This is a genomic window from Campylobacter sp. 2457A, assembly GCF_020135895.1.
GTDB classification, from domain to species: Bacteria; Campylobacterota; Campylobacteria; order Campylobacterales; family Campylobacteraceae; genus Campylobacter_D; species Campylobacter_D taeniopygiae.
The window spans coordinates 1-21,424 of the sequence record NZ_JACHTO010000015.1; the positions used below are offsets into that span (position 1 = coordinate 1).

Here is a 21,424-nt window from a genome sequence, read left to right on the forward strand (position 1 = left end):
TTATCAAAGGCAATATAAGCTTGATAATATTTTTTGCAAGAATGAAATTTGCTATAATTTGAATTTTTAAATTTATTGTAAGGAAAAATAAATGCGTTATGGTGAAAAAGAAATCAAAGAATTTAATGTAGATAATATGGAAATTTGGCCCAATGATGCTAAAAATGACTATATCATAAAGATCACTTTACCTGAATTCATGTGTTGTTGTCCTAGGAGTGGTTATCCTGACTTTGCAACGATATATCTTGAGTATATACCAGATCAATTCGTCGTTGAACTTAAAGCTATAAAACTTTATATCAATACTTTCATGTATAGAAATGTTTCACATGAAGCAAGTATCAATGAAATTTACAATACCTTAAAAGACAAACTCAAACCAAAATGGATCAAAGTTGTAGGGGACTTCAATCCACGTGGAAATGTGCATACAGTCATAGAATGCCGCAGTGATATGGTGGTACCTAAGTGAGTAGAATCTTCCCATTTTTTAATAAAAATTTAAAATTTTTCTAAAATAAATATGATATTAAATATTAAAATTATATAATTTATAAATCTAAAAAATTTTAGATTGATTAAAATTTTAAGGGAAGACATGGATAAAAAATTATTGAGTATAGTTGCCGGTGTGTGCTTGTTTGCTAATATAGCTTTAGCGGATGAAAAATCAGGATTTTTCATAGGAGCTGATGCTGCTTGGATGCATTCTAATGTAAAAGGTGATCTTAAGCATAATTTAACAGGTATGACTTTCAATGGAGATGTGTCAGGAAATATCCCTAATTTTGGATTAAGAGCCGGATATCGTTTCAATGAATCACATAGAATTTATGCCGCTTATAATTATTCTGACGAATTTAATGATTTGATTAAAACTCCAAAAATTCAAATAGAGGGCGATTTTACGACACATAAGTTTTTATTAGGCTATGATTTCACTCCAAAGCTTTTCACAAATACAAGGGCGGTTTTAGGTGTGTATTCTGGTTATGCAAAAACTAATATCGATCTAAAAACATCGTTTTTATCTCTATCTCAGAATTTTGATGGTTTTGTTTATGGAGCGAAATTGGGTGCTCTTTATGAACTTACTCCACGCAATGAAATAGAGTTTGGCGTTAAGGCAGAACAAATTCGTTATAATTCTAGAAATTTCTACCAAAGCAAAATTGGATCTAATTTTTATGATCCTAAGCAAACAAATTATGGTGTATATCTAGGATATGCTTACAAATTCTAAGCGAAAAAATATCGCTTTTTTAGGTGCTGGATCTATAGCAAACAAAATCGCACCGATGCTAAAACAAGCAGGATTCCACCCGTATGCGGTGGGATCTTTAAGCCGTGCAAAAGATTTTGCTTTGACGCATGGTTTTGAAAAATTTTATACTGATTATGAAGGATTACTCAAAGATCAAAATATCGATCTTGTTTATATCAACACCCCACATTCTTTACACTATGATCATATAAAGCTTTGTCTTGAAAATCATAAAAATGTGCTTTGCGAAAAATCTTTCACTTTAAATTTCAAACAGGCTAAAGAGGTGGTGGAATTAGCAAGGGCTAAAAATGTGCTTTTAGCCGAAGGCATTTGGACGCGTTATATGCCTTATATAGATATCATTAAAGATCTTTTGGCAAAAGATTTAATCGGCGAAATAGTTAGCATAGAAGCAAATTTAGCCTACAATGTTACACATAAAAACCGCATAACAAGTTTAGAGCTTGGTGGTGGTGCTTTGCTTGATGTAGGAATTTATACACTTAATTTTGCTCTTAGTTTTTTAAAAGATGAAATTAAAAATATTATTGCAACTTGTAAAAAAATGCCTAGTGGTGTAGATGAAAGCAATGGGATCATCTTAGAATTTCAAAAGGGTGCTTTTGCTTTTTTAAATTCAAGTGTAGCTGCTATTAGTGATAGAAAAGGCGTTATAAATGGAACAAAAGGTTATATTTGCGTCGATAATATCAACAATCCAAATTCTATAAAAGCTTACGATAAAGAAAGAAAGCTAATAAAAGATTGTCTCGTGCCAAGTCAAATCAATGGCTTTGAATACGAATTTGAGGCCTGTTTTAAAGCCCTAGAACAAAATAAAATAGAATGTGATGAAATGAATCATGAAGAAATTTTAAAAATGATGAATTTGATGGATAGGGTGCGTGAAAAAATGGGAGTGAAATTTATCGGCGAGTGATCAACTACCCCCACCGATAAAATATTTTTCAACATCATCAAGCAATTTTTCACAAATTCTTGATTCTGTATTTTTATCCACAACAAGATTAATCGCAGTTTTTGTATCCCTAAAACTTCCAGCGGATTTTGAATTTTCACGCGAAAGCTTTTGATTATCTTTGGTGTATTCTATAGTGATATTAAATTTAAGCGCGGCACTGGCTTCACCTAGATTGGTTTTGATTAAAACATTCATTTGAGAAGCTTTGGCTAAAGTCGCTTGAGTTTTATTGACAATTTCTTTAAAACGTTGGCAAGAACGGATCAAAGAAGAGATGAATTTGTTATCAAGTCCCTCATAAGCAACTTTGAGTTTATTTTTTATATCTTTTGTACTTTCTTTTTCTGGAGCAACAAAAACCATGTAAAAACCATTTTTTATTTGAACGTTATCGCTTTTTGTATCACGCCCACTTGACATTACTTTGACATAAATTGCATTATCAAGATATACGCGATCAACCATAGGGCCGTAAATTTCGTATTCTTTTTTGCGAACAATAACCTCTCTTGCTAAAACATTGAGTTTGACATTGGCTTCATGGATAATGGGTTCCATTTCTTTTTTAATTTCAAGTAATTCTTTTAACATAAAAATCCTTTTCTTGTTAAAGGGTTGATTTTGAAAAATTTTTCTTTAAAATATCAAATTAGCTTTTATATTTTTAAAACTAAATTATATCATAACTAATTTACTATATCGTTTTAATGAGAATTTATTTTAATCCATTTTATACTAGAATGATCAAATAAAGATTATTAAAAGTTTTAAAAAATGGTGGCTCCGATTGGACTTGAACCAACGACCACTACCATGTCAAGGTAGTGCTCTACCAACTGAGCTACGGAACCATGGTGGAGCATAGCGGGTTCGAACCGCTGACCCCAACGCTGCCAGCGTTGTGCTCTCCCAGCTGAGCTAATGCCCCTTGTTTTAAGAAATTTGAATTTTAGTAAAATATTACTTTTTTTTGCCTGAAAATTTTAAGTAAAAATTAAATTTTTTGCAATTTTATTGGAATATTTGTAAAATTTTTTTGATCGGCTTTTAATAACAAAAATAGTTTGATTAAATTTATTGATTAATTTTTTATAAATATTTAGGTAAGTTTTTGATAACTTTACCATCGGCATAAGTTTGATCAATGGCAGACAGGAAGGGATTCGAACCCTCGAAAGCTTGCACTTTACACGCGTTCCAGGCGTGCTCCTTCAACCGCTCGGACACCTGTCTAAAATCGTTATTATAGCTAAAATTTTTCAGAATAAAGAAAAATTTTAGAAAAAAAAGCTATAATTTTGACTTAAAAACTTTTTGTCAGGGTAGCTCAGCTGGTTAGAGCGCTGGTCTCATAAGCCGGAGGTCGGGAGTTCAAGTCTCCCCCTTGACACCATTTCTCCAAATTTATCTCAATATAATTTAACAAATTTTAAATATTTGTTTTATAATTGTTAATTTATTTAAAGAGTTCTTATAATTTTGCTAATTTTTAAGTAATTTATGCTAAAAATAAGCCATGGAAAAAAATATTATTTTAGAAAATAATTCATATTTGGAAAAATTTTTTTCACATTTAAAAATGGATAAAGAATCTATTTGTGAAATCATTTGTGAAAATACAAAAACCTTTATAAATCAAGCTCCGCATAAAATAAAACAAGTTAAGGGCCATAAATACAAAGATAAAACGATTTATGAGTATAAGCTAAAGTTACCTAAACAAGCTTACCGTTTGGCATATATTTTTGATGGAGATGATATTAGGATTTTTTATATTTCTAAGACTTTGATCAAGGCTGATTTTACAAAAGAAATAGCAAAAGTAGTGTAATGATACAAAATAAAGATTTTATTCAAATTTGTTTTAAAAATTTAAAGCAAATCAATACTTTGGATATTTTGATTTTTCAAACTTCAAAAAAAGACAGAGCTATAAAAGTTCAAAAAATATCAGATGAAAGATTCAATGTTTTTGAGGAAGGTTTCTTTTGTAAAGAATTTTTAAATTTGGATGATAAAGAACTCAAAAAAATTCTCAAGCAACTTCAAAAAATAGAATTTCCAAGATCAAATCAGCTTTGGTTGAAAATAATTAAAAATAAATGATTTTATCATTTATTTTTAATTTGGATAAAGTGGAGTATTAATTAGTCTATTTGGGAGATAGAATTAGTTTTTATTTGTTTTGTCTTTAAAAATTACCCAAGCCATTCCAAAAAAACCAACAATTACCACTGCTGATACAAAAATAATTTCAAAAATATCTAAACTTGTCACGGTGTTTTTACCCTTTCTTTTAATTGCCCGCAAGCCGCTGAAATATCAAGACCTTTGCTTTCTCTTATGGTGCAAGTGACACCTTTTTGACTGAGTAAATCTTGAAATTTGATAGCATTTTCTAATTTAGGGCGTTGATATAAACTTCCTTCGTGAGGATTGAAAAGTATCAAATTTACTTTAGCCTTGATACCATTTAAAAGCTTAACAAGCTCCTTAGCGTGTTCTATTTTATCATTTACATTATCAATCAATAAATACTCAAACATCACTCGTTTTCTTTGATCTATAGGGAATTCTTTGACTGCTTCCATGATAGCAGCGATATTGTAAGCTTTATTGATCGGCATTAATTCCGTACGGAGCTCATCGTTTACCGCATGTAAGGATATAGCAAGGAGTACTCCTAAATTCATTTTGCCTAATTCTTTTATTTGTTTAGCTAAGCCACTTGTGCTAATGGTTTGTCTGCGAGGGCTGATAGCTAGACCATCATTACAAGAGAGTATTTTAACTGCTTTGGCGACATTTTTAAGATTATCAAGGGGTTCGCCCATGCCCATATAAACTATATTGATTCTTCTTTCATAAGGAATTTGATTATCTTTTTTAATGTAGAGAATTTGTGCAACAATTTCTCCAGCACTAAGATTTCTTTTAAGTCCGCCTTTTGCAGTCAAGCAAAAGCTACATCCGCTTTTACATCCTACTTGAGATGAAACACAGATTGTAAATTTTGCATGAGCTATTCTTTTGCCTTCTTCATCAAATTTTTCTTTTTTCATCGGCAATAAAACGCTTTCTATGCGTAAGCCATCTTTTAATTCAAAAAGATACTTTATGCTTTCATCTTTGCTTTTTTCTTTAAAGACGCATTTTAGAGCATCGAAATAATATTCTTTATTTAATTCTTCTCTTAAATTTTTAGGCAAAGAACTCATTTCTAAAAAGCTATCGGCGTATTTTTGATAGATCCATTGATAAATTTGTTTCACGCGAAACGTTGGTTGAATTTTATCTTCCAATTCTTCAGGAAGAAAATCTAAGATATTAATAGGTTTGTCCAAATAATCTTCCTTGATTAAATATAGTTGTGTTCTTTTAAATAATTTTCTAATTTTTCTTTGGCTTTTTTGTGATTTTTTATAAAATCTTCATGTGCATTTTCATTACAAAAATTTGTCGCACACAAAATGCATTTTGCTTGAATATTAAATTTTTTCGCAACACTAAAGACAGAAAAAACTTCCATATTTTCAAAATCTAATCCAAATTCAGCTAATTTTTTAGCCGCAGAAGTATTTTGGCAAATATAATTTGAAGAATTGATCTTGTAGGATGTTTCTTGTGAAACATTTTCAATATTAGTATTAAAATGAATTTCATTAAGTGTTGGGGTATAAAAATTTTCACTGATTTGAGAATATTCTATATTGAAAACATGGGAACTTTCATAAATTCCAAGAATTTCACCTTTATCATAAATTCCACAACTTCCTATAAAAAGCAGATCTTTAGGTTTTTCTTTTAAGCAAAGCTCTGTTAAGTTAATACCCGATTCTATAAGCCCAACTCCTATACTTTTAGCAAAAGAAAAATTTTCATTACCACCAGCACAAACAATCATAAAGTTCTCCTAAATATATTTTTAGTATAATTTTAACTAAATAAGACTTAAAATTAAGAATTTTTGGTTAAAATAAAAAGTTCAATCATGGTAAAAGCGAAAAAACATTACGGACAAAATTTTTTAAATGATAAAAGCATATTAGATAAAATCATCCAAGCCATACCCAATGGTGTGAAAAATATAGTAGAAATTGGGCCTGGCTTAGGTGATTTAACGCAAGAACTTTTGAAAATTTCTAATGTAAAAGCGTATGAGATTGATTCAGATCTTATCCCTATTTTGCAAAATAAATTTCAAAAAGAATTAGAGTGCGGAAGGCTTAATTTAATTCATAAAGATGCAAGCGAAATTGCATGTCTAGATGAAAAGAAGTATTTTTTAGTTGCTAATTTACCTTACTATATAGCAAGTCATTTGATTTTGAAAGTTTTAGAAGATGAAAATTGCTCAGGCTTAATAGTAATGGTACAAAAAGAAATGGCGTTGAAATTTTGTGCTAAGCATGGAGAGAAAGATTTTTCAGCTTTGGGAATTTTAAGCGCTGTTATTTGTGATTGCGAAATACTTTTTGATGTTAGTCCTGAATATTTTTCTCCACCACCTAAGGTGATGTCAGCGGTGATAAAAATGACTAAATTTAGGGAATACAAAGATTTTTGCCATATCGACACTTTTAAGAGATTTTTAAAAGAATGTTTCAAATCTCCAAGAAAACAGCTTATGGGGAATTTAAAAAACCATAAGATAAAATTGGAAGAAATTTTTAAAGAGTTGGAAATTAAATTAAACTCAAGGCCACATGAAATTTGCGTTGATTCATACCTTAAAATTTACGAAAGAGTAAAGGAAGACTATGAACGAAAACAACAATGAAAATAATGAAAATTCTGTAAAAACAAAGAAAAATAGATTTTATAATAAATTCAAAAATCGCAAGAAAAAAACAACAGATTCTGATAATGAAGCATCCGATCAGGCGAATTTGAAAAATTCAAATGAAAAAGCTAGTGCTGGTTTTAAAAATACTGATGAAGAATCTAAAGAAAAAAGAAAAAAAAGAAATCGCAATTTACCTTCTAAACTTAGTGGAAATGAAGATTGGCAAATAGCTCTTGCAGAATGTATAGAAGCTAATCGTGTTTCACATGAAAATCGTTTGCACCCTTTAAAATACAATAACTCTAGCGAACATAAAATCCGCGTTATTCCCCTTGGGGGACTTGGTGAAATTGGTGGAAATATCACTGTTTTTGAAACAAATAATGAAGCAATTATTGTAGATATCGGTATGAGTTTTCCAGATGGGACTATGCACGGAGTAGATATCATCATACCTGATTTTAGTTATATTAGAAAAATTAAAGATAAAATAAAAGGTATTATTATTACTCATGCACATGAGGATCATATAGGAGCTGTGCCGTATTTTTTCAAAGAATTTCAATTTCCTATTTACGCTACACCTTTAGCTCTTGGAATGATTTCAAATAAATTTGAAGAACACAATCTTAAAGCTGAAAGAAAATGGTTTAGACCGGTTGAGAAAAGAAAGGTTTATGAAATAGGTGAATTTAGTGTAGAATGGATCCATATTACACATTCTATTATCGATGCTTCAGCCTTAGCGATTAAAACCGATGCAGGAACGATTATCCATACAGGAGATTTTAAAATAGATCAAACTCCAATCGATGGCTATCCTAGTGATTTAAATCGTTTGGCTTATTATGGAGAAGAGGGTGTTTTATGCCTTTTGAGTGATAGTACCAATTCTTATAAAGAAGGTTATACTAAAAGCGAAAGTTCAGTAGGACCAACTTTTGATCAAATTTTTTCTAAGACTAAAGGTAGAGTGATAATGAGTACTTTTAGTTCAAATATACACCGTGTTTTTCAAGCGATCAGCTACGGGTTAAAATACGGAAGAAAAGTTTGCGTGATAGGTCGTTCTATGGAAAGAAATCTCTATACAGCTATGGAGCTTGGCTATATTAAACTTGATCGTAAAATTTTTATCGATGCAGATGAGGTGAATAAATTTAAAGACAATGAAGTTTTGATTGTAACCACAGGTAGTCAAGGTGAGACTATGAGTGCGCTTTATAGAATGGCAACAGATGAGCATAAATTCATCAAAATCAAACCTACAGATCAGATTATTATTTCTGCTAAGGCAATCCCAGGCAATGAAGCTAATGTTTCTGCGGTGCTTGATTATCTTTTGAAAGCGGGAGCTAAGGTTGCGTATCAAGAATTCAGCGAAATTCACGTAAGTGGTCATGCAAGTATAGAAGAGCAAAAATTAATGCTAACGCTTGTAAAACCTAAATTTTTCTTGCCAGTACATGGAGAATATAATCATATTTTAAAGCATAAAGAAACAGCTATGAAATGTGGAATTCCAGAAAGAAATATTTATCTTATGAGTGATGGGGATCAAGTTGAAATTTGCCAAAAATATATCAAGCGTGTTAAAACGGTTAAAACTGGTAAAGTCTTTGTAGATAATCAAATCAATAAGCAAATTGCCGATGATGTTGTTATTGATCGTCAAAATTTAGCAGATAATGGTATAGTTGTGATCATCGCTCAACTTGATAAGGCAACAAAAACTCTTATTAATAAACCTAGAGTTTTTAGTTATGGACTTGTGGCTGATAAACACGATCATGCTTTTTCTAAAGAAATGGCAGATGTTTTGAGTCAATTTTTTGCCAATGTAAAAGATGAAATTTTAAATGATCCGAGATTTTTAGAAAATCAAATTCGTCAAGTGCTTAGAAAACATATTTTTAGAAAAATTAAAAAATATCCAACTATAGTTCCAACTATTTTTGTGATGTGATCAATGAGAATCAATAAATTTATATCGCACAATAGTCGTTACTCTCGTCGTGAGGCTGATGAGCTGATTAAACAGGGCTTAGTAAAAATCAATAATAAAATAGCCCTTTTAAGTGATGAGGTTAAATTTGATGACAAGGTTTTTTTAAAAGGAAAAAGATTACAAAAAAGAACGCAATTTAGTGTCATCATTTATCATAAACAAAAAGGTGAAATAGTCAGCAAAAAAGACGATCGTGGAAGAAAGACGATTTACGATACTTTGCCAAGACAATTTAATACTTGGCTTAGCGTAGGAAGACTTGATTTTGCAAGCGAAGGTTTGCTTTTGCTAACGGATTCTCCTGTTATAGCCGATGCTTTGATGCATAGTGATTTAGAACGTGAATATTATCTTAAAGTTAAAGGTGTGGTGAATAAACAAGTTATAGAGGCTATGCAAAATGGCTTAGAGATAAAAAATGAAAAAAAAGGCGCCCATGCAAAAACTAAAATTACCTCTATGACTTTTTCTCCTTTTTTGGATTTTGAAATTTTTGGATCAAGTGGGGGTTATACTAAATTAAGAGTAGTGATCAATGAAGGTAAAAATAGAGAACTTAGGCGATTTTTTGGACATTTTGATTTGGAAGTAATGGATCTTAAGCGTGTGGCTTTTGGAGCTTTAGATCTAGGTGTTTTAAAAGCTGGAAAATATCGCTATTTAGAAAATGGAGAATATGATAAATTGCGAGATTTTTTAAAATCCAATGAAATCAAATATTAAAAAGCCCTTTCGGACTTTTTAATATTTTAGTATTTTTCAAAATATTTTTGAATTTTGGCACTATCATGAGTTTTTGTAAGAGCCAACATTAAAAGAACTCTTGCTTTTTGCGGATTTAAATTTTGAGCACTGATAAAACCTAAATTTTGATCATCTTTGCTGACTGCTACAGATCCTGCAACCACTCTAGTGCTTACAGCTACTTTTAATCCTTTTTTCATCAAATCTTTTAAGACTTCTTTTTGATTTTCATGGATGCTTCCAGCTCCACTTCCTGCTACAACCAAACCTTGAGTTCCATTATCAAACAAAGCCTTAGCTGCAACGCCACTTCCATCATTGGAATAAGTATAAAGTATATCAACTTTTGGTAAAGTTTTTAATTTGCTAACATCAAAAGGAGTTTTTGTAGTATGATCCTTTGAGATTGTATTGTAGAAAAAGACTCTTCCATCAACTATATAACCTAAATTTCCAAAATCAGGCGAAGTAAAGGCATCAACGTTAAGAGTATGGGTTTTAACCGCTCCTCTTGCACCTAATATTTTATCATCCATCGCGATCATTACGCCTTTATTTTTTGCATTTTTATTGGCTGCTAAGGCTACAGCATTGTAAAGGTTTTTTGGGCCATCCGCACTCATAGCAGTTGCTGGACGCATAGCACCGACTAAGACAACAGGTTTATTGCTTTTTACGGTTAAATTTAAAAAATAAGCCGTTTCTTCCATAGTATCAGTTCCGTGAGTGATTACAATACCATCCACATCTTTTTTAAGCAATTCATTGATTTTTTTGGCTAGTTTTAACCAAATTTCATCATTCATATTAGAACTATCAATATTAGCAATTTGCTCTCCGCTTACTTGTGCGATATCTTTGATTTGAGGAACAGCTTTGATTAGGGTTTCTACGCCTATAACTCCGGCTTTATATCCCGTTGTTTCAAGTTCGCTATCAATCGAACCAGCTATAGTCCCACCGGTTGCTAAAATCACAATTTTTGGCTTAGCTTCTAAGCAACTAACACTCAATAGCAAAAATACTATTAATGAAATAATATTTTTCATACCTTCCTCCTTTTTTAAATATTTAAAAATTATAATATAATTTAAATAAAAATAAATAAATTTTAAACTAAATATTTAAAAATAAGAAAGTATTTTTACTCATTTATAAAAAATAATAAAATTGATTTTTTAATTTTTAATGCTATAATTTGCCCCTTTAAGTTTGCAGGTTGCAAAATAACATTTTTAGAGGTTTTTTATGGAAAATTTTTTAATTAATTTTTTTCATTTATCCCAAATTAAAAGTTTCTTACTCATTATTTTAATTGCTTGTCTTTTTGTCTTGCTCAAATTTTTCAAAAAAAGACTAAAATTTTATTTAATCATGGCAATTTCTTTAATTTTTGGTTTTGCTTTAGGGTATTTTTTACTTTATTTAGCAGGTTTTCCTAATGAAGAAATATCAAAATTTAGTTCTTCAAATTCTTTACGTTGGTTTTATGAAATTCATATTTGGATGAATTTTCTAAACACTTTGTATATAAGTATTTTAAGGCTTTTAGTCATTCCTTTGGTATTTATTTCTTTAATCCATGTTTTGATACATTTAGATGAAAAGATTCAAATAAAATCTTTGTTTTCTCGTGCTTTTTTTTGGTTTTTATTTTCAACGGGCATTTCAGCTTGTATTGGAATTTGTATTGCAATGGTTGCAAATCTTGGAAATAATATAGCTTTTGCATCAAATTCAAAAAATCTTCACGAACTTAAAGGTTTAGATGAGATCATTTTAAATTTAATTCCAAATAATATCATCAATGCTATGAATTCAAACAATATTTTAGGGGTGATTATATTTGCTTTTATTTTATCTTTTGGGGTAAGAAGTCTAAAAGAAAATCGTGGATTTAGAATTTTTTCTTTATTGACTAGTTTTCTACATCAAGTTATCATGAAGATCAGTCTTTATGTGATAAAAATCATGCCTTATTTTATCATTACAATGATCGCTAATGCCTTGATTTTAAATGGCTATAAGGTGCTTATTGATTCAATTTATTTTATAGCTTTGCTGTATGTTTCTTTTGTGGCTGTTTTTATTTTACATGCGTTATTATTATTGCTTCATGGGTTAAATCCTTTTATGTATTTTAAAAAGGCTTTGCCGGCTTTATTGATGGCCTTTAGCTCAAGAAGTTCAGCAGGAACTTTACCAGTTACCATTTCTACTTTAACTCAAAATTTAGGTGTTACTCATACTAATGCTTCTTTTGTTGCAAGTCTTGGAACAACTATGGGAATGAATGGTTGTGCCGGATATTATGCAGGAATGATTGCTGTTTTTATGTTTCATGCTCTAAATATACCTATGGGTATGAGTGAAATATTAATAACGATTGCTTTATGCATCATTGCTTCTTTTGGTATCGCTGGAATTCCAGGTATCACGATAATGATCATCTCTGTTATGCTTTCAGGACTTGGAATGCAAAGTCATTTTGCCTTACTGGCTATCATTTTAGCTATAGATCCTATACTTGATATGGCAAGAACTTGTAGCAATGTTTCAGGAGCTATGGTTGTAAGTCTTATAACAGATAAAGAAATGAAAAATTTAGACATGAAAAAATATCAAGAAAATTAAAATATAAATTTTTAGGTAGAATTAAAATTTTTTCAAAGAATTTATAAGATTTTAAATTCTTTGAATTGAAATTGAACTATAGATTTTTTATAAGTATCTAAGATCTTAATATTTGTTAAAAAGTTTTTGCATATCTTAAGAAAAACCCATCTGTTCTAGGTTCTAGCATCAAATTAGGCACACGATCTACTAAAACAAAATTCCAAAATCCAGCTACTGCAGCACCTGCTATAATATCTCTTGTGTAGTGTTTATCTGCTTTTACGCGAGAATAAGCTGTATAAGTGGCTAAGATGTAAGGAATAATTGCTTGTTTAATCACATATCTTTTATGGATAAAAGTCGCTCCAAAAAATGCTGCCGCGCTATGTCCACTAGGAAAGGATAGATTGTCGCTTTTATCAGGTCTTTCTTCTTTAACAATACGTTTAAGAATTTCTACACTTGCTTGAGTTGCAGCAAAACTCAATGTATAGGGTAAAATTCCATTTTTAAAATCATCATTATAAAAAAGCAATCCAAAAGCATAAATTGGGACTGCAATTTGAGTTATATCTCCTGCATTTTTGACTTGCTTTTTATCATCAAAAATATTTGCATTTAAGTTAGAAATGAAAATCAATAATAAAAAAGCTTGGATTAATTTCATATCAAACCTCCAAATAAAAAATAATGAGATTTGTATTTTACCCCCCCCCTGAATTTAAACTTAAAAAAGTATTTTTAAATTATTTTTTATTAATATTTTTAAATTTTTCATCCAGATATAATTATATTTTTTTCCTTTTTAAAAGGATAAAAATATAATTTTTTATCAAATTTTCTTGACTTTTGAAAGCCAAATTTACTATACTCTCATTTTTATTTTTGGTTAGTTTTAAACTAACGAGTTCTTTTTAAAGGAAATATCATGGAAAGAATTAGGCTTAAGCTTAAAGCTTATGACCATCGAGTACTAGACAGAACAGTTGCAGCAATCGTAGAAGCTGTCAAAAGAACAGGTGCGGATATTAGAGGTCCAATACCAATGCCTACAAAAATCAAACGCTATACAGTTTTAAAATCTCCACATATTAATAAAGATTCTCGTGAGCAGTTTGAAATCAGAATTCACGCTCGTATGCTAGATATTGTAGCAGCGACTCCAGATACAGTTGATTCTTTAACTAAGCTTGATTTGGCGCCAGAAGTAAGCGTTGAAGTTAGAGCTATGGGTAAATAAAGGATAGAATATGGAATACATTGTAGAAAAAATTGGAATGAGTAGAACTATCAATAGTCCAAGTATCGCTGTAACTTTGCTAAGAGTTGTCAATGCAAAAGTATGCGAAGTTGAGAATGGAAAAGCGATAGTAGCATATTCAAAAGGTAAAACAAATAATAAATGTATCGCAGGACAACAAAAAAAATACAACCTTTCTGCTGAATTTAATCGTTTTGCAACTTTAGAAGTGGCAAATACTGAAGCAGGTGATTTAGATGAAACTCCATTGAGTGAAGCTAAAATTTTAAAAGTAAGTTTTAACTCTAAAGGTAGAGGTTATAGCGGTGTTATGAAAAGACATAATTTCGCTGGAGGTCCGGCAAGTCACGGTTCAAGATTTCATAGACGTCATGGTTCTATAGGTAATAGAGAATGGCCAGGTCGTGTTCAACCAGGTATGAAAATGGCAGGACATTATGGAAATACAAAAATAACTGTTAAAAATGAAGTCGTGTCTTATGATAGTGAAAATAAGATTTTAGTTGTTAAAGGTGCAGTTCCAGGATACAATGGAGCTATGGGTAAAATAAGGATTGCAAAATGAGTAAAGTAACCGTTTTAAATGATAAACTAGAAAAAGCAGGTGAACTTGATTTACCTTCAAAATACGCAGAAGTAAATCCACATAACCTTTACTTATATGTAAAATCTTACCTTGCTAGTCTTAGAGCAAATACAGCTCATACTAAAGGTAGAAGTGATGTAAGTGGCGGGGGTAAAAAACCTTGGAGACAAAAAGGTCGTGGTGGTGCTCGTGCAGGTTCAACTAGAACAAATGTTTGGGTAGGCGGTGCTGTTGCTTTTGGTCCAACTAATGAAAGAAATTATTTTCAAAAAGTAAATAAAAAACAAAAAAGATTAGCACTTGAAAGAGCTTTAGCGGATAAAGCAGCTAAAGGTGCTTTATTTACTGCAGATTCTCTAACTATAGAAAGCGGAAAAACTAAAGACGCAAATGCTGTTATTAAAAAGCTTGGTGTAAAAGATGCTTTAATTGTTAAAGATTTACTAGATGAAAAAACACTTTTAGCTTACAGAAATTTAGCAAATTGCTATGTTGTAGATGTAACCGAAGTTAATGCTTATTTGGTATCTGTGTTTAATGCTGTTATTATGGAAAAATCAGCGTTAGAATCTATTACAAAAGAAGGATAATTATGGCAGATATTACTGATATTAAAACAATACTTTATACAGAAAAAAGTTTGAATTTGCAAGAGCAAGGTGTCGTAGTTATTCAAACTTCTCCAAAGATGACTAAAACAAGTTTAAAAGCTGTTTTAAAAGAGTATTTTGGCGTAACTCCACAAAGTATCAATTCTTTAAGAATGAGTGGAAAAGTTAAACGCTTTAGAGGTCGTTTGGGGCAAAGAAACGATTATAAAAAATTCTATGTTAAGCTACCTGAGGGTGTTAGCTTAGAAAATGTGGAGGCTTAAGATGGCAATTAAAACTTATAAACCATATACTCCAAGTAGAAGATATATCACTGGTTTAAGCTCAGAAGATATTACAGCAAAACCAAGTGTTCGCTCACTACTTGTTAAACTTCCATCTCATGCGGGACGCAATAGTTACGGAAGAATTACAAGTCGCCATAAAGAAGCTGGCGCTAAAAAACTTTATAGAATTATAGACTTTAAACGTCGTAAATTTGGTATCGAGGGTAAAGTAGAAGCAATCGAGTATGATCCATACAGAAATTGTAGAATCGCTCTTATTTCTTATAGAGATGGTGAAAAAAGATATATTATCCAACCACGTGGATTAAGCGTAGGTGATATAGTTGCTGCAGCAGAAGGCGGACTTGATATTAAACCAGGTAATGCAATGAAGCTTAAAAATATTCCTGTGGGTACTATTGTTCATAATATTGAATTAAAGCCAGGAAAAGGCGGTCAAATGATCCGTTCAGCAGGTGCTTATGCTCAACTTATGGGTAAAGAAGAAAAATATGTAATCTTAAGACTTGCAAGTGGAGAAATGAGACAAGTTTTAGCTGAATGTATGGCTAGTATCGGTGAAGTAGGCAATGAAGAATGGTCTAACATCACTATAGGTAAAGCGGGTAGAAATCGCCATAGAGGTATCCGTCCTCAAACTCGTGGTTCTGCGATGAACCCAGTTGATCACCCACACGGAGGGGGAGAAGGTAAGAAAAATTCTGGACGCCATCCAGTAACCCCATGGGGCAAACCAACTAAAGGTGCAAAAACTCGCCGTAAAAAAGCTAGTGATAAACTAATAATTTCAAGAAGAAAAGGAAAGTAAGATGGCTAGATCACTAAAAAAAGGTCCTTTTGTTGATGATCATGTAATGAAAAAAGTCATCGCTGCTAAAAAGGCTAATGATAATAAACCTATAAAAACTTGGTCTCGTAGAAGCACTATCATTCCTGATATGATAGGTTTAACTTTTAATGTTCATAATGGAAAAAGTTTTATTCCAGTTTATATAACTGAAAATCATATCGGTTATAAACTTGGAGAATTTGCTCCGACTAGAACATTTAAAGGCCATAAAGGTTCTGTTCAGAAAAAGATAGGTAAATAAGGAGAGGTGTATTTATGAGTAAAGCTTTAATTAAATTCATAAGATTATCTCCGACTAAAGCAAGACTTATTGCTAGAGAAGTTCAGGGGATGAATGCAGAACTTGCAATGGCTAGTTTAAAATTTATGCCAAATAAGGGAGCAAAATATATTGCAAATGCAATTTCAAGTGCGGTAGCAAATGGTGGTTTTGAAGCAAATGAAGTGATTGTAAAAAGTTGTCGTGTGGATGCAGGTGCTGTCTTAAAAAGATTTAGACCACGTGCTAGAGGAAGTGCAAGTCGCATAAGAAAACCTACTTCACATATTTTAGTAGAAGTAGCAAAAGTAGAAACAAAAATCGAAGAGAAAGCAACTAAAAAAGCTTCTGAAAAAAAAGCGACTACAACAGCTAAAAAAACAAGCACTAAAAAAGTAACAGCGAAAAAGGAAAGCTAATGGGACAAAAAGTAAATCCAATTGGTCTAAGACTAGGAATCAATAGAAATTGGGAGTCAAGATGGTTTCCAACTAAAGCTAATTTGGTAGAAAATATTGGCGAAGATTATAAAATAAGAGCTTTCTTAAAAAGAAAACTTTATTATGCAGGAATCAGTCAAATTTTGATCGAAAGAACTGCTAAAAAGCTTCGTGTAACTGTAGTTGCAGCAAGACCAGGTATTATTATCGGTAAAAAAGGTAGCGATGTTGATAATTTAAGAAAAGAATTACAAGATCTTATCGGAAAAGATGTCAATATCAATATCAAAGAAGAAAGAAGAGCAGGAGCTTCTGCACAACTTGCAGCTGAAAGCGTAGCAACTCAACTTGAAAAAAGAATTGCTTTTAGAAGAGCAATGAAAAAAGTAATCCAAGGAGCACAAAAAGCAGGTGCCAAAGGAATTAAAGTTTCAGTTTCTGGCCGTTTAGGTGGTGCTGAAATGGCAAGAACAGAATGGTATCTTGAAGGACGTGTGCCACTTCATACTTTAAGAGCAAAAATCGATTATGGTTTTGCTGAAGCTAGAACCACTTATGGTAACATAGGCGTTAAAGTTTGGATCTTTAAAGGTGAAGTATTGCAAAAAGGTTTGCAGGCTGAAAAAACCGAGGAAAATGCTCCAGCTAAAAAACCAAGACGCACAAGAAGGAGTAAGTAATCATGTTAATGCCAAAAAGAACAAAATATCGTAAAATGATGAAAGGGCGTAACAGAGGTTATGCTAATCGTGGGACTGAATTTACTTTTGGTGAATTTGCTTTAAAAGCAACTGAAGCAGGAAGAATTAATTCACGTCAAATTGAAGCGGCTCGTATCGCTTTAACTCGTTTCGTTAAAAGACAAGGTAAGACTTGGATTAGAGTTTTCCCTGATAAACCTTTAACTAAAAAGCCTTTAGAAACTCGTATGGGTAAAGGTAAAGGTGCTGTTGAAGAATGGGTAATGAATATCAAACCAGGTCGTATTATTTATGAAATGGCAGGAGTAAGCGAAGAAATGGCTAAAGAAGCATTAACTTTAGCAATGCATAAATTGCCATTTAAAACTAAGTTTGTTACAAGAGAGAGCCAAAATGAAATATACTGAGATTAAAGATAAAACAGCAGCTGAGCTTGCAACAATGCTAAAAGAAAAAAAGGTGCTTTTATTCACTTTAAAACAAAAGCTAAAAACAATGCAGCTAACTAATCCTAAAGAAGTTAGTGAAGTTAAAAAAGACATTGCTAGAATCAATACAGCAATTAACGCTTTAAAATAAGGATAACAAATGGCATTTAAAAGAGAAATTCAAGGCGTTGTTGTGAAAATTGCTGGAGAAAAAACAGCAAGTATTTTGGTTGAAAGAAAGGTTGTTCATCCAAGATATAGAAAAATCGTAAAACGCTTTAAAAAATATCTAATTCATGATGAAAGAAATGAAGTTAAAGTTGGTGATACTGTTGTTGCTGTAGAATGCAGACCACTTTCTAAAAGAAAATCATTTCGCTTAAAATCTGTATTAGCAACAGGAGTTGAGTAATGATTCAAAGTTTTACAAGACTTGCAGTAGCTGATAATAGCGGTGCAAAAGAACTTATGTGTATTAAGGTTTTAGGTGGTAGCAAAAGAAGATATGCTACTGTAGGTGATGTTATCGTTGCATCTGTAAAAAAAGCTTTGCCAAATGGTAAGGTAAAAAAAGGTCAAGTGGTAAAAGCAGTTATCGTTAGAACTAAAAAAGAAATTCATAGAGATAATGGTTCTTTAATTCGTTTTGATGAAAACGCTGCAGTAATTCTTGATAACAAAAGAGAGCCTATAGGAACTCGTATTTTTGGACCAATAGGTAGAGAAGTTAGATATGGTGGCTTTATGAAAATTGTTTCACTAGCACCGGAGGTGTTATAATGGCGGTTAAATTAAAAATAAAAAAAGGTGATAATGTAAAGATTATCACAGGAGATGATAAAGGTAAAACAGGTAAAGTTTTAGCTGTATATCCAAAAACTCTTAAAGTAGTAGTTGAGGGATGTAAAATTGCTAAAAAAGCGATCAAGCCTAGTGATAAAAATCCAAATGGTGGCTTTATCAATAAAGAAATGCCAATGGATATTTCTAATGTGGCAAAAATTCAGGAGTAAGCAATGATGAGATTGAAAGAAAAATATAATCAAAGCATTAAACCTGCATTGGTTAAAGAATTTGATATTAAAAATCCTATGCTTATTCCAGCGATCGAAAAAGTAGTTATCAGTGTGGGAGCTGGAGAACTTGCTAAGGATCAAAAAGTGTTGCAAAATATTGCTGACACAATTTCTTTAATTGCTGGACAAAAAGCTGTTATCACTAAAGCAAAAAAATCTGTAGCTGGTTTTAAAGTCCGCGAAGGATTTCCAGTTGGAGTTATGGTTACTTTAAGAAAAGATAATATGTATGCTTTTCTTGATAAACTAATCTCTATCGCTCTTCCAAGGGTAAAAGACTTTAGAGGTTTGAGTAGAGATGGTTTTGATGGACGTGGAAATTATAACTTTGGTCTTGATGAACAACTTATGTTTCCAGAGGTTGAGTATGATAAAATTTTAAGAACTCATGGTATGAATATTTCTATAGTTACAACAGCACAAAACGATAAGCAAGCACAAAAACTATTAGAACTTATCGGTGTACCATTTGCAAAAGGAAGAAAAGATGGCTAAAAAATCAATGATTGCAAAAGCAGCACGTAAGCCTAAATTTAAAGTAAGAGGCTATACTAGATGCCAAATTTGTGGACGTCCGCATTCAGTTTATAGAGATTTTGGAATTTGTAGAGTTTGCTTGAGAAAAATGGGCAATGAAGGCTTAATTCCAGGTCTTAAAAAAGCAAGTTGGTAAGGAAATAAAATGATAAATGATATAATTTCAGACTCATTAACAAGAATTCGCAATGCGGGAATGAGAAAACTTGAAACAACTAAACTTTTACACTCTAAAGTTGTTGAAGCTTTGGTTGGAATTTTTCAAGCTAAAGGTTATATTGAAAGTTTTAATGTTATCGAAGAAGATAAAAAGAAATTTATCAATGTGATCTTAAAATACGATGAAAAAGGTAAAAGTGTGATTAATGAACTCAAAAGGGTTTCAAAACCAGGTCGTCGTGTTTATAAAGGAAAAGATGAAATTAAACGTTTTAAAAATGGTTATGGTACGATTGTAGTAAGCACAAGCAAAGGCGTTTTAGCTAACGATGAAGCTTATAAAGCAGGAGTTGGTGGCGAAATTTTATGTACCATTTGGTAAAAAAATCTGCTTTTTATGGCATTGGGTATCCATTCTTTGCAAAAAGTAGAAATATCCTAGACAAATAAAAAGGAAAAAAATATGTCTCGTATAGGTAAACAACCAATCGCTATTCCTAGTGGAGTAGAGGTTAAATTAGAAGGAAATTTACTTAAATTTAAAAAAGGAAATTTGGCAAAAGAGCTTGATACAAAAGCTCATGTTAATGTTGAGATTAAAGATAACAATATTCTTTTTTCTCCAAAAGGTGAAGACAGACAAAGCAGGGCTTATTGGGGAACTTATAGAGCTTTAGCTTATAATATTGTTGTAGGTTTAACTCAAGGCTTTTCAAAAACTCTTGAAATCAATGGAGTGGGTTATAAAGCTGCTTTAAAAGGAAAAATTTTAGAATTAAGCCTCGGTTTTTCACATCCTATTAATTATAATATTCCTGAAGGCATTGAAATTGTAGTTGATAAAAATAATGTGATTGTCAAAGGAAGTGATAAGCAAGTAGTAGGACAAGTTGCTGCTCAAATTCGTGAATTTAGACCACCTGAGCCATATAAAGGAAAAGGCGTTAAGTATTCAGATGAGCGTATTATCCGCAAAGCCGGTAAGACATCTAAGAAATAAGAGGACTAAAGAATGAGAGCAAATGTATTAAAAAGAAAATTAAGTTTAAGAATTAAAAGAAAAAAGAGAATCAGAGCAAAAATTTCTGGTTGTGAAAATTTTCCAAGAATCTCTGTATTTAAATCAAATAGAACTCTTTATATCCAAGCAATCGATGATGTTAAAGCTGTAACTTTGGCTGCAGCAGATGGACGCAAATTAGGCATTAAAGCCAACAAAGAAGGGGCTAAAAAAATTGCCGCTGAATTTGCGAAATTATTAAAAGCTAAAAAAATTGAGCAAGCTGTGTTTGATAGAAATGGTTATGTTTATCATGGAGTGATCGCAGTTTTAGCTGAATCTTTAAGAGAAAATGGCATTAGGCTATAAGGGGTAATTGATGGAAAAATATAATAGAGAAGAATTCGAAGAAGTCATTGTTGATATTGGTAGAGTTACTAAGGTAGTTAAAGGTGGTAGAAGATTTAGATTTACTGCTTTAGTGATTGTTGGTAATCGCAAAGGTTTAGTAGGTGTTGGCTATGGAAAAGCTAAAGAAGTTCCAGATGCTATTCGTAAAGCAGTCGATGATGCATTTAAAAATATTGTTGAAGTAAAAACTAAAGGTTCAACTATTGCTCACGATGTAGAAGTAAAATACAATGCAAGTAGAATTTTACTTAAACCAGCTAGCGAAGGTACGGGAGTTATTGCTGGTGGTTCTACGCGTCCTATTGTAGAGCTTGCTGGTATTAAAGATATTTTAACTAAATCTTTAGGCTCAAATAATTCAGCTAATGTGGTTCGCGCTACTATTAAAGCTTTAACAATGCTAAAAGGATAA

33 protein-coding genes and 4 tRNA genes are annotated in these 21,424 nt (G+C 31.6%); 29 read left to right on the forward strand and 8 right to left on the reverse strand.

Annotation, left to right across the window (positions count from 1 at the left end):
• Window positions 1-91: 91 nt before the first annotated feature.
• From queF to H2280_RS05630, 3 genes are all read left to right on the forward strand, one after another.
• Entirely contained in the window at window positions 92-475 is a 384-nt protein-coding gene (gene queF, locus H2280_RS05620; RefSeq protein ID WP_337195798.1) for a preQ(1) synthase, read from the forward strand.
• A 126-nt stretch (window positions 476-601) separates the two neighbouring features.
• Window positions 602-1,246 carry an outer membrane beta-barrel protein gene (locus H2280_RS05625; RefSeq protein WP_337215926.1) on the forward strand — a complete coding sequence of 215 codons (645 nt, stop codon included), beginning with the start codon at window positions 602-604 and terminating at the stop codon, window positions 1,244-1,246.
• Window positions 1,230-2,210, forward strand: coding sequence for a Gfo/Idh/MocA family protein (locus H2280_RS05630; RefSeq protein ID WP_337215927.1), 981 nt, complete (start codon window positions 1,230-1,232; stop codon window positions 2,208-2,210). Before H2280_RS05625 ends, H2280_RS05630 begins: the two co-directional genes overlap by 17 nt.
• Here H2280_RS05630 and H2280_RS05635 read toward each other — a convergent pair whose 3' ends face one another.
• From H2280_RS05635 to H2280_RS05650, 4 genes are all read right to left on the reverse strand, one after another.
• Entirely contained in the window at window positions 2,211-2,843 is a 633-nt protein-coding gene (locus H2280_RS05635) for a hypothetical protein (RefSeq protein ID WP_137623869.1), read from the reverse strand.
• Between the two features lie 184 nt (window positions 2,844-3,027).
• Window positions 3,028-3,103: transfer RNA gene (locus tag H2280_RS05640), tRNA-Val, on the reverse strand.
• 1 nt (window position 3,104) lies between these two features.
• Window positions 3,105-3,180 (reverse strand) — tRNA-Ala (locus tag H2280_RS05645).
• 217 nt (window positions 3,181-3,397) lie between these two features.
• Window positions 3,398-3,485, reverse strand: a tRNA-Ser gene (locus H2280_RS05650).
• Window positions 3,486-3,568: 83 nt separating this feature from the next.
• Here H2280_RS05650 and H2280_RS05655 point away from each other — a divergent pair.
• From H2280_RS05655 to H2280_RS05665, 3 genes are all read left to right on the forward strand, one after another.
• Window positions 3,569-3,645, forward strand: a tRNA-Met gene (locus tag H2280_RS05655).
• Between the two features lie 123 nt (window positions 3,646-3,768).
• Complete coding sequence (locus H2280_RS05660) at window positions 3,769-4,083, forward strand: hypothetical protein (protein WP_337215928.1); 315 nt, start codon at window positions 3,769-3,771, stop codon at window positions 4,081-4,083.
• Window positions 4,083-4,358, forward strand: a complete 276-nt coding sequence (locus tag H2280_RS05665; RefSeq protein WP_137623867.1) for a hypothetical protein — start codon at window positions 4,083-4,085, stop codon at window positions 4,356-4,358. The genes H2280_RS05660 and H2280_RS05665 overlap by 1 nt, the downstream gene beginning before the upstream one ends.
• A 167-nt stretch (window positions 4,359-4,525) precedes the next feature.
• Here H2280_RS05665 and rlmN read toward each other — a convergent pair whose 3' ends face one another.
• Window positions 4,526-5,596, reverse strand: coding sequence for a 23S rRNA (adenine(2503)-C(2))-methyltransferase RlmN (gene rlmN, locus H2280_RS05675; RefSeq protein ID WP_337195801.1), 1,071 nt, complete (start codon window positions 5,594-5,596; stop codon window positions 4,526-4,528).
• Between the two features lie 14 nt (window positions 5,597-5,610).
• Complete coding sequence (locus H2280_RS05680; RefSeq protein ID WP_337195802.1) at window positions 5,611-6,156, reverse strand: phosphorylase family protein; 546 nt, start codon at window positions 6,154-6,156, stop codon at window positions 5,611-5,613.
• Window positions 6,157-6,243: 87 nt separating this feature from the next.
• On the opposite strand from H2280_RS05680, the gene rsmA reads away from it, so the two are divergent.
• From rsmA to H2280_RS05695, 3 genes are read left to right on the forward strand one after another with little or no spacing between them, the layout of a single operon-like run.
• Window positions 6,244-7,032, forward strand: a complete 789-nt coding sequence (rsmA, locus tag H2280_RS05685; RefSeq protein WP_337195803.1) for a 16S rRNA (adenine(1518)-N(6)/adenine(1519)-N(6))-dimethyltransferase RsmA — start codon at window positions 6,244-6,246, stop codon at window positions 7,030-7,032.
• On the forward strand, window positions 7,013-9,004 hold the full coding sequence (locus tag H2280_RS05690; protein WP_337215929.1) for a ribonuclease J: 1,992 nt from the start codon (window positions 7,013-7,015) through the stop codon (window positions 9,002-9,004). The genes rsmA and H2280_RS05690 overlap by 20 nt, the downstream gene beginning before the upstream one ends.
• A 3-nt stretch (window positions 9,005-9,007) precedes the next feature.
• Entirely contained in the window at window positions 9,008-9,769 is a 762-nt protein-coding gene (locus H2280_RS05695; protein ID WP_137623859.1) for a pseudouridine synthase, read from the forward strand.
• A gap of 26 nt (window positions 9,770-9,795) precedes the next feature.
• Here H2280_RS05695 and H2280_RS05700 read toward each other — a convergent pair whose 3' ends face one another.
• Window positions 9,796-10,839 (reverse strand): type II asparaginase, encoded by a 1,044-nt coding sequence (locus tag H2280_RS05700; protein WP_337215930.1) that lies wholly within the window; start codon window positions 10,837-10,839, stop codon window positions 9,796-9,798.
• A 199-nt stretch (window positions 10,840-11,038) separates the two neighbouring features.
• Here H2280_RS05700 and H2280_RS05705 point away from each other — a divergent pair, with 199 nt between their 5' ends.
• On the forward strand, window positions 11,039-12,424 hold the full coding sequence (locus tag H2280_RS05705; RefSeq protein ID WP_337215931.1) for a dicarboxylate/amino acid:cation symporter: 1,386 nt from the start codon (window positions 11,039-11,041) through the stop codon (window positions 12,422-12,424).
• A 115-nt stretch (window positions 12,425-12,539) separates the two neighbouring features.
• Here H2280_RS05705 and H2280_RS05710 read toward each other — a convergent pair whose 3' ends face one another.
• Window positions 12,540-13,073, reverse strand: coding sequence for a phosphatase PAP2 family protein (locus H2280_RS05710; protein WP_337215932.1), 534 nt, complete (start codon window positions 13,071-13,073; stop codon window positions 12,540-12,542).
• A gap of 261 nt (window positions 13,074-13,334) precedes the next feature.
• Here H2280_RS05710 and rpsJ point away from each other — a divergent pair, with 261 nt between their 5' ends.
• From rpsJ to rpsE, 19 genes are all read left to right on the forward strand, one after another.
• Window positions 13,335-13,646, forward strand: coding sequence for a 30S ribosomal protein S10 (rpsJ, locus tag H2280_RS05715; RefSeq protein WP_002779353.1), 312 nt, complete (start codon window positions 13,335-13,337; stop codon window positions 13,644-13,646).
• A 10-nt stretch (window positions 13,647-13,656) separates the two neighbouring features.
• Window positions 13,657-14,232 (forward strand): 50S ribosomal protein L3, encoded by a 576-nt coding sequence (rplC, locus tag H2280_RS05720; RefSeq protein WP_137623855.1) that lies wholly within the window; start codon window positions 13,657-13,659, stop codon window positions 14,230-14,232.
• Window positions 14,229-14,843, forward strand: coding sequence for a 50S ribosomal protein L4 (gene rplD, locus H2280_RS05725; RefSeq protein WP_137623854.1), 615 nt, complete (start codon window positions 14,229-14,231; stop codon window positions 14,841-14,843). The genes rplC and rplD overlap by 4 nt, the downstream gene beginning before the upstream one ends.
• Before the next feature lie 2 nt (window positions 14,844-14,845).
• Window positions 14,846-15,127 (forward strand): 50S ribosomal protein L23, encoded by a 282-nt coding sequence (locus tag H2280_RS05730; RefSeq protein ID WP_137623853.1) that lies wholly within the window; start codon window positions 14,846-14,848, stop codon window positions 15,125-15,127.
• A gap of 1 nt (window position 15,128) precedes the next feature.
• Window positions 15,129-15,959 (forward strand): 50S ribosomal protein L2, encoded by an 831-nt coding sequence (gene rplB / locus H2280_RS05735; protein WP_137623852.1) that lies wholly within the window; start codon window positions 15,129-15,131, stop codon window positions 15,957-15,959.
• Window position 15,960: 1 nt separating this feature from the next.
• Window positions 15,961-16,242, forward strand: coding sequence for a 30S ribosomal protein S19 (gene rpsS, locus H2280_RS05740; RefSeq protein WP_002779444.1), 282 nt, complete (start codon window positions 15,961-15,963; stop codon window positions 16,240-16,242).
• A gap of 14 nt (window positions 16,243-16,256) precedes the next feature.
• Entirely contained in the window at window positions 16,257-16,679 is a 423-nt protein-coding gene (gene rplV, locus H2280_RS05745; RefSeq protein WP_137623851.1) for a 50S ribosomal protein L22, read from the forward strand.
• Complete coding sequence (gene rpsC / locus H2280_RS05750) at window positions 16,679-17,380, forward strand: 30S ribosomal protein S3 (protein WP_137623850.1); 702 nt, start codon at window positions 16,679-16,681, stop codon at window positions 17,378-17,380. Before rplV ends, rpsC begins: the two co-directional genes overlap by 1 nt.
• 2 nt (window positions 17,381-17,382) lie before the next feature.
• Window positions 17,383-17,808, forward strand: coding sequence for a 50S ribosomal protein L16 (rplP, locus tag H2280_RS05755; protein ID WP_137623849.1), 426 nt, complete (start codon window positions 17,383-17,385; stop codon window positions 17,806-17,808).
• Window positions 17,795-17,980 carry a 50S ribosomal protein L29 gene (gene rpmC / locus H2280_RS05760; protein WP_137623848.1) on the forward strand — a complete coding sequence of 62 codons (186 nt, stop codon included), beginning with the start codon at window positions 17,795-17,797 and terminating at the stop codon, window positions 17,978-17,980. The genes rplP and rpmC overlap by 14 nt, the downstream gene beginning before the upstream one ends.
• Before the next feature lie 9 nt (window positions 17,981-17,989).
• The gene (gene rpsQ, locus H2280_RS05765) at window positions 17,990-18,241 is read left to right on the forward strand and encodes a 30S ribosomal protein S17 (RefSeq protein ID WP_002779439.1); all 252 of its coding nucleotides are present in this window, start codon (window positions 17,990-17,992) and stop codon (window positions 18,239-18,241) included.
• A complete protein-coding gene (rplN, locus tag H2280_RS05770; protein WP_137623847.1) occupies window positions 18,241-18,609 on the forward strand; it encodes a 50S ribosomal protein L14 in 369 nt (122 codons plus the stop codon). Before rpsQ ends, rplN begins: the two co-directional genes overlap by 1 nt.
• Window positions 18,609-18,842: a 50S ribosomal protein L24 gene (gene rplX, locus H2280_RS05775; protein ID WP_137623846.1), complete on the forward strand. Its 234-nt coding sequence runs from the start codon at window positions 18,609-18,611 to the stop codon at window positions 18,840-18,842. The genes rplN and rplX overlap by 1 nt, the downstream gene beginning before the upstream one ends.
• Window positions 18,843-18,845: 3 nt before the next feature.
• Window positions 18,846-19,400, forward strand: coding sequence for a 50S ribosomal protein L5 (rplE, locus tag H2280_RS05780; RefSeq protein WP_137623845.1), 555 nt, complete (start codon window positions 18,846-18,848; stop codon window positions 19,398-19,400).
• The gene (locus H2280_RS05785; RefSeq protein ID WP_002779433.1) at window positions 19,393-19,578 is read left to right on the forward strand and encodes a type Z 30S ribosomal protein S14; all 186 of its coding nucleotides are present in this window, start codon (window positions 19,393-19,395) and stop codon (window positions 19,576-19,578) included. Before rplE ends, H2280_RS05785 begins: the two co-directional genes overlap by 8 nt.
• 9 nt (window positions 19,579-19,587) lie before the next feature.
• Complete coding sequence (gene rpsH / locus H2280_RS05790; RefSeq protein ID WP_137623844.1) at window positions 19,588-19,983, forward strand: 30S ribosomal protein S8; 396 nt, start codon at window positions 19,588-19,590, stop codon at window positions 19,981-19,983.
• An 81-nt stretch (window positions 19,984-20,064) separates the two neighbouring features.
• Window positions 20,065-20,601, forward strand: coding sequence for a 50S ribosomal protein L6 (gene rplF, locus H2280_RS05795; RefSeq protein WP_137623843.1), 537 nt, complete (start codon window positions 20,065-20,067; stop codon window positions 20,599-20,601).
• 12 nt (window positions 20,602-20,613) lie between these two features.
• On the forward strand, window positions 20,614-20,970 hold the full coding sequence (gene rplR / locus H2280_RS05800; RefSeq protein ID WP_137623842.1) for a 50S ribosomal protein L18: 357 nt from the start codon (window positions 20,614-20,616) through the stop codon (window positions 20,968-20,970).
• Between the two features lie 10 nt (window positions 20,971-20,980).
• Window positions 20,981-21,424, forward strand: coding sequence for a 30S ribosomal protein S5 (gene rpsE, locus H2280_RS05805; protein ID WP_002779428.1), 444 nt, complete (start codon window positions 20,981-20,983; stop codon window positions 21,422-21,424).

Excerpts from the sequence above, each read along its gene's own strand:
- rsmA (WP_337195803.1), top strand. The coding sequence starts at position 6,244 with ATGGTAAAAGCGAAAAAACATTACGGACAAAATTTTTTAAATGATAAA.
- rplD (WP_137623854.1), top strand. The coding sequence starts at position 14,229 with ATGAGTAAAGTAACCGTTTTAAATGATAAACTAGAAAAAGCAGGTGAA.
- H2280_RS05785 (WP_002779433.1), top strand. The coding sequence starts at position 19,393 with ATGGCTAAAAAATCAATGATTGCAAAAGCAGCACGTAAGCCTAAATTT.
- rplN (WP_137623847.1), top strand. The coding sequence starts at position 18,241 with ATGATTCAAAGTTTTACAAGACTTGCAGTAGCTGATAATAGCGGTGCA.
- rplC (WP_137623855.1), top strand. The coding sequence starts at position 13,657 with ATGGAATACATTGTAGAAAAAATTGGAATGAGTAGAACTATCAATAGT.
- rpsS (WP_002779444.1), top strand. The coding sequence starts at position 15,961 with ATGGCTAGATCACTAAAAAAAGGTCCTTTTGTTGATGATCATGTAATG.
- H2280_RS05695 (WP_137623859.1), top strand. The coding sequence starts at position 9,008 with ATGAGAATCAATAAATTTATATCGCACAATAGTCGTTACTCTCGTCGT.
- rplF (WP_137623843.1), top strand. The coding sequence starts at position 20,065 with ATGTCTCGTATAGGTAAACAACCAATCGCTATTCCTAGTGGAGTAGAG.
- rplV (WP_137623851.1), top strand. The coding sequence starts at position 16,257 with ATGAGTAAAGCTTTAATTAAATTCATAAGATTATCTCCGACTAAAGCA.
- queF (WP_337195798.1), top strand. The coding sequence starts at position 92 with ATGCGTTATGGTGAAAAAGAAATCAAAGAATTTAATGTAGATAATATG.
- H2280_RS05635 (WP_137623869.1), bottom strand. The coding sequence starts at position 2,843 with ATGTTAAAAGAATTACTTGAAATTAAAAAAGAAATGGAACCCATTATC.
- rplR (WP_137623842.1), top strand. The coding sequence starts at position 20,614 with ATGAGAGCAAATGTATTAAAAAGAAAATTAAGTTTAAGAATTAAAAGA.
- rplB (WP_137623852.1), top strand. The coding sequence starts at position 15,129 with ATGGCAATTAAAACTTATAAACCATATACTCCAAGTAGAAGATATATC.
- H2280_RS05665 (WP_137623867.1), top strand. The coding sequence starts at position 4,083 with ATGATACAAAATAAAGATTTTATTCAAATTTGTTTTAAAAATTTAAAG.
- H2280_RS05705 (WP_337215931.1), top strand. The coding sequence starts at position 11,039 with ATGGAAAATTTTTTAATTAATTTTTTTCATTTATCCCAAATTAAAAGT.
- rpsC (WP_137623850.1), top strand. The coding sequence starts at position 16,679 with ATGGGACAAAAAGTAAATCCAATTGGTCTAAGACTAGGAATCAATAGA.
- rpsQ (WP_002779439.1), top strand. The coding sequence starts at position 17,990 with ATGGCATTTAAAAGAGAAATTCAAGGCGTTGTTGTGAAAATTGCTGGA.
- H2280_RS05680 (WP_337195802.1), bottom strand. The coding sequence starts at position 6,156 with ATGATTGTTTGTGCTGGTGGTAATGAAAATTTTTCTTTTGCTAAAAGT.
- rpmC (WP_137623848.1), top strand. The coding sequence starts at position 17,795 with ATGAAATATACTGAGATTAAAGATAAAACAGCAGCTGAGCTTGCAACA.
- rplE (WP_137623845.1), top strand. The coding sequence starts at position 18,846 with ATGATGAGATTGAAAGAAAAATATAATCAAAGCATTAAACCTGCATTG.
- H2280_RS05700 (WP_337215930.1), bottom strand. The coding sequence starts at position 10,839 with ATGAAAAATATTATTTCATTAATAGTATTTTTGCTATTGAGTGTTAGT.
- H2280_RS05625 (WP_337215926.1), top strand. The coding sequence starts at position 602 with ATGGATAAAAAATTATTGAGTATAGTTGCCGGTGTGTGCTTGTTTGCT.
- rplX (WP_137623846.1), top strand. The coding sequence starts at position 18,609 with ATGGCGGTTAAATTAAAAATAAAAAAAGGTGATAATGTAAAGATTATC.
- rplP (WP_137623849.1), top strand. The coding sequence starts at position 17,383 with ATGTTAATGCCAAAAAGAACAAAATATCGTAAAATGATGAAAGGGCGT.
- rpsE (WP_002779428.1), top strand. The coding sequence starts at position 20,981 with ATGGAAAAATATAATAGAGAAGAATTCGAAGAAGTCATTGTTGATATT.
- H2280_RS05730 (WP_137623853.1), top strand. The coding sequence starts at position 14,846 with ATGGCAGATATTACTGATATTAAAACAATACTTTATACAGAAAAAAGT.
- rpsH (WP_137623844.1), top strand. The coding sequence starts at position 19,588 with ATGATAAATGATATAATTTCAGACTCATTAACAAGAATTCGCAATGCG.
- H2280_RS05690 (WP_337215929.1), top strand. The coding sequence starts at position 7,013 with ATGAACGAAAACAACAATGAAAATAATGAAAATTCTGTAAAAACAAAG.
- H2280_RS05710 (WP_337215932.1), bottom strand. The coding sequence starts at position 13,073 with ATGAAATTAATCCAAGCTTTTTTATTATTGATTTTCATTTCTAACTTA.
- rpsJ (WP_002779353.1), top strand. The coding sequence starts at position 13,335 with ATGGAAAGAATTAGGCTTAAGCTTAAAGCTTATGACCATCGAGTACTA.
- H2280_RS05660 (WP_337215928.1), top strand. The coding sequence starts at position 3,769 with ATGGAAAAAAATATTATTTTAGAAAATAATTCATATTTGGAAAAATTT.
- H2280_RS05630 (WP_337215927.1), top strand. The coding sequence starts at position 1,230 with ATGCTTACAAATTCTAAGCGAAAAAATATCGCTTTTTTAGGTGCTGGA.